Below are 6,632 nucleotides of genomic sequence, written 5' to 3'. Positions count from 1 at the left end.
GCTCGGCGGCATCACGCCTGCCATGAAGTTGGCGATGGCCGCTTAGCTCCACTTCTGGCGACCGCTAAAAGTGGGGGGATTACCGCATGACGGCTCGCGCGAGAAACGCGCTTTCCTCGGCGGTGTATACCAGCACCCGCAGTTTCGGGTCCGCGGTCAGCAGGGCGCGCACCAGCGCCACGCGCTTGAGGTCGCCGGGCATCACCAGGTCCAGCACGACGATTCGCGGCGATGTGGACGGCTCGGCGCATGCGGCCAGCAGCGCGGCGCTGGTGTTGGCCGTGGTGAAGCGGGAGGTTGCCATGCCCAGCAGTTCGGCGAGCATTTGGCTGACAGCGAGCGTGACCGAGGGATGGTCGTCGGCGATGATGTAGGAAAAGCCGGCAACGCCTGGGTCATGGGTACCTGGTTGCATGGCGGCTGGGGCCGCCGATCCGCCGACCACTGCTAAATGGCTGGCGGCGGTTATCGGGGCAGTCATGGGCTTCTTCATCATGGCAGGCGAGTGATTGGTATGGGTTATATCCCACCCCGTACCCACCATGAAATTGGGAAAACTACGAAGCCCGACAGCCTAAAACCTAGCTGGCATCGAGCGACCGTAATGCGTCTGTTCGCGCTTGCCAAGCCGACCGGCGAGGCCGCCAGCCAAGCTCATTCTTCGCCTTGTCGCACGAGACGGTTGCGGTGGTGTTCAACATCGAAATGAGCGTCAGCAGATCGTTCTTCATCACGGTCTGCGCTAGAACGGCGGACAACCGAACGACGGAAAACTGCATCCGCCGGATCTTGCGTCCTTCCTCCTGACCCTTCCGGATGTAATCGCCACCCAGCGCGATCACGTCGTCGGCTGCGACGTTGTAGATGCCCTGCGCACCCTTCTTTAGGGCCGCTACGATGGCGTCCACCACGTCGGCTTCATGCACAACCTGCTGCTTAGGTGGGCTTTGTCCGAAGTCCAGCCAGACCGGTAACAGGAAGATCTCGCGTAGGAACTTCTGCGCGTGTGCCCCGACAATCAGGTGTGCCCGGATCTGCACTGCACTGGGGATCTTCGCCGCGAGATAGCGTTCAACCTCGGCCTTGTGATCGGCATACGCGAACCAGGTCGGCGGGTTCGGCTTCGCCTCCTCGCTCATATTCTCGCCTTCGCCATAGACTGAAACGCTGCTGAGGTTCACAAAAGTTGCGATCCCGTTCGCAACGGCAGCGTCGATGACGTTGCGGCTACCACCGACATTGATTTCGGTCATTTTCGGTACGCTAAGCCGGCCGCGCTTGACAGCAAAAGCGAGGTGGATCACCGCATCGTGCCCGCGCATGAGTTCGTGCACTTCGGGGCTGCGCATGTCCATCGTGGCGTGAGTGAACTTCGGATCGGTGAAGCCAGGCTCTACGATATCGATACCCGTGATGTTCGTCACAGCATCATCCGCGGCGAGGACAGGCAGCAGAACGCTGGCCAGGCAACCGGACGATCCGGTAAGAAAAATTTTCATTCGGCGTAGGCATCGGTTGGGAGCGAAGGGATTAGCGTACTGGAACATGCCTGCTCAACGCTCGCTATCAGCTTCTCCGGGTGAATGGGCTTGCCGAGCGCAGCATCCAGCAGGCCATCGGCGAGTGGCTGCTCAAAAACCAGTGCCCGGTCATCTGCGGCATCTGCGCTGAGGGCTATGATCCTGGCCCCTGGGTTGCGCGCCCGGATCGCCACTGCTAACTCGATGCCGTTCATTTCCGGCATTCGGTAGTCGAGAACATGCACGTCGTAGTGATTGCCGGCGTCGATAGCGGCCAAGGCTTCAATACCCCCTACCGCCGCGTGTACGTGAAAGCCCGCCTCCCGCAGTACGGCGGACCAAGCGCTGCGGCTTTGGAATTCGTCATCCACAAACAAGACACTGGCCACGCGTGTCAATGCTGTCCGTATAGGTACGACCGTTCGCGGGCGGCTCTCGGTGTCCAGGAGTTGGGCTGCCGGTGCGGTCAATCGAAAGGTGGAGCCGTTGCTGGTACTGTGCAGCGTAACTTGCCCGCCGACAACCTCAATGGTGTCGCGCACAATCGAAAGACCCAGCCCAAGGCCATCGGCACCAATTGAAGACCCGGCCCGATGAAATCGCTGAAATACAAGCTGCTGCTGGGATTCTGGAATACCGTTCCCATTGTCGGCGACAACAAAGCTGAGCATCGTTCCGTCGTAGCCAGCCACAAGCTCGATTCTGTCGCAGCCAGAATGCTTAGCAGCGTTATTCACTAGATTGATGAGGCAGATTGACAGTGCATGCACTGCCCCGGAAAACACGCCGAGTGATCCTGCGTTGATGATCGTGATCTGTGCGCCATTAACTTCTGCAAGTGGCTTTACGATTGTCGCCACCTGGCGCAGTAAATCGACTGGATCAAACCTTTCGTGATGCTCCTCGTGAGTGAGGTCTTCGGAGGCGGTTTTGCCAAGAATCGCCCGGATTTGTCGTGTGAGTTGGTAGGCGTTGATCCGGATCCCATCAATCGGCGGTGGCTGTAAACTGCAGTAGCCGATGATCGAGCTAACTGGCGTCAACAGGTCGTGCGAAACGTTGCTTATGAAGCGGGTTTTGGTCTTGTTCGCTTCATCGAGTTCCTTGTTTGTCGCATCAAGCTGTTCTAACAGTTTTATGATCCGCGTCATGGGCGCGAGCTGCATTAATGGAACGACTGCGAGAGTTACCAACAAGGAGAGAAAGACGCCCCAATCTGTCCAGCTGGTGACTAGGCCAGAGACAACAAACGTCACCGTGGTGAACACCATGCCGAGCTTGAGGTAAAGCGGCTCCTGGTAACGAATGCCGTAGCCAATCCCGATCCACAACAGGACCGCGAACAGGCCCATGAAGGAACTGCCCATGCCGACCATCACCAGGCCGATGATGAGGCAGTCGTAGGCGAGCGCTCCGATATGCCGAACTTTGTCATGCCCGACACGCCGCCATGCCATGAACACCCAAAAAAAGGTCGCCAGTAGCGCGAACAGCGTGATCGAACGCAAGTAGGGCGTATTTTGGATCGAGTAGCAGTAGATCCCGCATATGATGAAGATCACGAACCGGAAGTAAGCTTGGTTGACCTCCTGGCGTATCGGGTTAATGCAATAACGGCGCTCAAGCTGGCGCACGATCTTCTTGACCGGCCCGGCCTTGCGAACGGTTGCCGGTTTCGCATGCTTAGATAATTGAGAATTGTCCATGTGGGTTCTAGTCGTCGATGACTCGCCTTCCAGCATCATTTTCATTAGTGAGGCGCTGCGCTCGCTGGGGCATAGTGTGCTTGCGCGCACCAATGGCACCTCGGCGTTGGAGACACTACAAGCGATGGAGGTAGACGCCGCGCTGGTGGACTATCACATGCCCGGCATGAACGCCGTTACCTTCATCGCGACACTTCGGAAGCAAACAAAAGCGGCAACGGCAGCAACGACCGTTGTTGTGATGACCGCGGATGCATCGCCGAACATAGCTACAGCTGCGCTCTCGATGGGGGCGGCGGCTGTCCTTCATAAACCGCTCGGCTTAGACAAATTGACGGCGGCGCTTGACGCCATCGCTTCCACGTCGCGGCGATAGTCCGCGACAGCCATTGCTGCGGCCGAAGCCACGAACCGGAATTGTGTTGCCATTTCGGTTCTACGTTCCGCTTGCATTAGAGGACCTAACAGGCTGGCACAAGCATTGATGAGCACGTGGTCGCCGGTTGGTGCGACTGCGTTCTTGAGAGCATGCACCTGCGCATACAATTCCTCGGCACTTGTTGTCGGATCGCCAACGGTGCTGCGCTTCACGATTTCGTCCAGTTCGTGAAGGATTGCGGCGGCATAGTTGGCTGCCGCGCCTGGATTGATTCGCGCGAGCGTCGCCAGATTTGAGGCGGGGTCGATCTTGGCCACCATCATGACAGCGCTCCGGCGCAGGGCATGCCCGGCTCCGACGGCCGACCGGTGTGCCTGGTCAAGACAGCGGCGCTAGTTCGCCCTCGTAAATTTCCCAATTTTCATTTCCTACCTGTGCACCCAGGCTGTGCTTGGGCCGTTGCCGCTTGCCCGAAATCCGGGCGGACGTAGCAGGGGCACCTATTGACAGCCATCATTTAGTGATAAATGATTTGTCAGAAAATCAATTATGAATAAACAAATCCAACCAATGGCACTCCGATTTGTGGCACTCCTGACAGGCTTGTTAAGCGCGATGATCGCACCAAACGCGCCGGCACAGTCCGTTCAGGAATTTGAAGCCCTGGCCCGGCAGTGCGCCCCGTCCGTCCATCCCGCCACCCTGACCGCGGTGGTGAAGACCGAATCCAGCTTCCGCCCCTACGCCATCAACATCAACGGCAGCCGGCAACTGCCGCGCCAGCCGGCCAATCCGGCGGAAGCCATCGCCACGGCCGAATACCTGCTGGCCAACGGTTACAACTTCGATTCCGGCCTGGGGCAGATCAACAGCACGAACGTCCGCAAGTTCGGCATGGCCTGGACGGAAGTGTTTGAGCCTTGCGCCAACCTGGCGGCAGCGGCCCGCGTTCTGACCGAATGCTTCGTGCGCGCCTCCGACGGCGAGCCGAACGATCAAGCAGCGCTGCGCAATGCGCTGTCCTGCTACAACACCGGCAACTTCACGCGTGGGCATGCCAATGGCTATGTCGGCCGCGTCGAGCGCTCTGCCGGCACGACTCCTGCGGCCGTGGTCCCGGCGCTTCTTCCCGATGGCCAATCCCCCGAACCGGCGGTGGCCACGGTCGCAGGAACCACCCCGCCGCCGACCGATCCCGTTGCACCCGATGCTTTCGGCCAGGGGCGCATGGACGCCTTCGGCCGAGCTTCCGCCAGGGTGCGCATGGAACGCGAACTGCAAAGCGAATCGGCCACCGCCGTAGCGGTCACCACGCCATCAACAGTGGAGGGGCTACCGATCACTCTCACGGAGTCAGGTGTGAAAAAATGATTCGTCACAATGTCAAAATTGAAAAGGACAAACCCTAAGGCAGCGCTTACGCTGGCTCGTTCTCAACGGCCAACGGGAGTGTCTGCAATGAAGCTGATTCAGTCGCCGGAACTCGATCTGCTGCTTACCCACAGCACCATCGAGGAATGTTCGGTTATCGAAACAAAGGAACGCGCGTGGACCTTCGTGCTCCACGTGCGCAATCACAAGGATGGGTCGGTTTCGGAATACCGGCTGGTGAGTCAAAGGGGCCGGAAGCGGGAATGGAGCGATCCACGCGCGATGTTCCGGCTTCTACGCGATCACTACAACGTCCAGAAAGGACATTTCCAACTGAGGTAGACATGAAAGGCACTCCCGCGCGCTTCGCCGATTACAAGACCGCTTTCGCTTCCTCCCTGCTCCTGGCAATCGTTGCCACCGACGCCCACGCCCAGGGGCTGACCAAGGCCAAAGGCTTCCTGAACTCGCTCAAGGACAATCTGCTGTCCTTCGTTCCCATCATCGCCATCTGCGCCGGCCTGGTCCTGGTCATCCTCTACTGGTTCAACGTGATCCAGAAAGAGGGTTTCATCAAGTGGATCGTGGGCCTCATCATCGCCGGCTCTGTCGCAGAAATCGTTGCACTGTTCGTCACCTAATTTCTGGTGACGAACATGGACGACAACGACAACAAGCCAGCCACGTCGTTCCCACTGTTCAAAGGCGCAACGCGCACTCCCATGTTCATGGGAGTGCCATTGCTTCCTTTGATCCTCGCCGTTTTCTTCGTCTTCATTGTGGCGATGACCGTCAGCATCTTCTGCTGGGCGCTGCTCATCCCGATCATCTTCGTCATGCGGCAAATCGTGAAGCACGACGACAAGGCGTTCGGCACTTGGGGTCTGTGGATCGACACCAAGCTGCGCAACACGAACAAGAGGTTCTGGAACGCCTCGTCGTATGCGCCCGCAACGTACAAGCGCAAAAGGAAAAAATATGTCCGCTGAAATTGCTACGAGAAAGGAACTGGACGCCGAGAAGGGCATATCCAGCTTCATCCCGTACACCAGGCATGTTACCGATACGATCCTTGGAACCGCGGCCGGCGACCTGCTGACCGTGTTCAAGCTGTCAGGGCGTTCGCACCTTAGCGCAGACTACGAAACGCTCATGAACTGGGTGCGCGACCTGAACACTGTGTTCAAGGGTGCGGCTTCCGACCACCTGGCGCTGTGGACGCACATGGTGCGCCGCCGAGTGACGGAGTATCCCCAAGCGCACTACGACAACACCTTTTGCGCGCAGTTCGACAAGAAGTACCGCGCAATGTTCACCGAAAAGTCGCTCATGGTGAACGAGCTTTACCTGACCGTGATCCATCGCGCGATGCCGGATAAGACCCTGGCGCTCCTGGCCAAGTTTGAGAAGCAAAGCACGCGAGAAAAGGTCGAACGCCAGCAGTCCGCGGTGAAGGATCTGGAAGAACTTCAACGGCTGTTTTTCTCGTCGCTCAAGCGCTACGGCCCCGAAGTCCTGGGCACCTACAAGTGCGTCCACGCGCTGACGGACGTGACGGGGTAATCCCCCCACTTTTAGCGGTCGCCAGAAGTGGAGCTAAGCGGCCATCGCCAACTTCATGGCAGGCGTGATGCCGCCGAGCGCCATATTCGGACG

9 protein-coding genes are annotated in these 6,632 nt (G+C 58.6%); 5 read left to right on the top strand and 4 right to left on the bottom strand.

Annotated elements, in window-relative coordinates; translation table 11 throughout:
- Positions 1 to 79: 79 nt before the first annotated feature.
- From J7360_RS20040 to J7360_RS20020, 4 genes are all read right to left on the bottom strand, one after another.
- Positions 80 to 493, bottom strand: coding sequence for a response regulator (locus J7360_RS20040; RefSeq protein ID WP_244667855.1), 414 nt, complete (start codon positions 491 to 493; stop codon positions 80 to 82).
- Positions 494 to 581: 88 nt separating this feature from the next.
- On the bottom strand, positions 582 to 1,499 hold the full coding sequence (locus J7360_RS20035; protein WP_209034629.1) for an NAD-dependent epimerase/dehydratase family protein: 918 nt from the start codon (positions 1,497 to 1,499) through the stop codon (positions 582 to 584).
- Complete coding sequence (locus J7360_RS20030; RefSeq protein ID WP_244667854.1) at positions 1,496 to 3,226, bottom strand: hybrid sensor histidine kinase/response regulator; 1,731 nt, start codon at positions 3,224 to 3,226, stop codon at positions 1,496 to 1,498. Before J7360_RS20030 ends, J7360_RS20035 begins: the two co-directional genes overlap by 4 nt.
- A gap of 306 nt (positions 3,227 to 3,532) precedes the next feature.
- Entirely contained in the window at positions 3,533 to 3,928 is a 396-nt protein-coding gene (locus tag J7360_RS20020; protein WP_209034623.1) for a hypothetical protein, read from the bottom strand.
- 226 nt (positions 3,929 to 4,154) lie between these two features.
- Between J7360_RS20020 and J7360_RS20015 the strand changes: the two genes are divergently transcribed.
- The 5 genes from J7360_RS20015 to J7360_RS19995 all read left to right on the top strand — a co-directional run bounded on the left by J7360_RS20015 (position 4,155) and on the right by J7360_RS19995 (position 6,539).
- Positions 4,155 to 4,976, top strand: a complete 822-nt coding sequence (locus J7360_RS20015; protein ID WP_244667853.1) for a lytic transglycosylase domain-containing protein — start codon at positions 4,155 to 4,157, stop codon at positions 4,974 to 4,976.
- A gap of 87 nt (positions 4,977 to 5,063) precedes the next feature.
- A complete protein-coding gene (locus J7360_RS20010; RefSeq protein WP_209034622.1) occupies positions 5,064 to 5,318 on the top strand; it encodes a hypothetical protein in 255 nt (84 codons plus the stop codon).
- A gap of 2 nt (positions 5,319 to 5,320) precedes the next feature.
- Complete coding sequence (locus tag J7360_RS20005; protein WP_209034620.1) at positions 5,321 to 5,617, top strand: TrbC/VirB2 family protein; 297 nt, start codon at positions 5,321 to 5,323, stop codon at positions 5,615 to 5,617.
- Positions 5,618 to 5,632: 15 nt separating this feature from the next.
- Positions 5,633 to 5,965 (top strand): VirB3 family type IV secretion system protein, encoded by a 333-nt coding sequence (locus tag J7360_RS20000; RefSeq protein WP_017158600.1) that lies wholly within the window; start codon positions 5,633 to 5,635, stop codon positions 5,963 to 5,965.
- On the top strand, positions 5,955 to 6,539 hold the full coding sequence (locus J7360_RS19995) for a hypothetical protein (protein WP_244667852.1): 585 nt from the start codon (positions 5,955 to 5,957) through the stop codon (positions 6,537 to 6,539). The genes J7360_RS20000 and J7360_RS19995 overlap by 11 nt, the downstream gene beginning before the upstream one ends.
- Positions 6,540 to 6,632: the final 93 nt, after the last annotated feature.

Origin of the sequence: Xanthomonas sp. D-99 (assembly GCF_017746145.1) — a bacterium.
GTDB lineage: Bacteria > Pseudomonadota > Gammaproteobacteria > Xanthomonadales > Xanthomonadaceae > Xanthomonas > Xanthomonas cissicola.
This window is presented reverse-complemented; position numbering and strand designations above follow the sequence as displayed.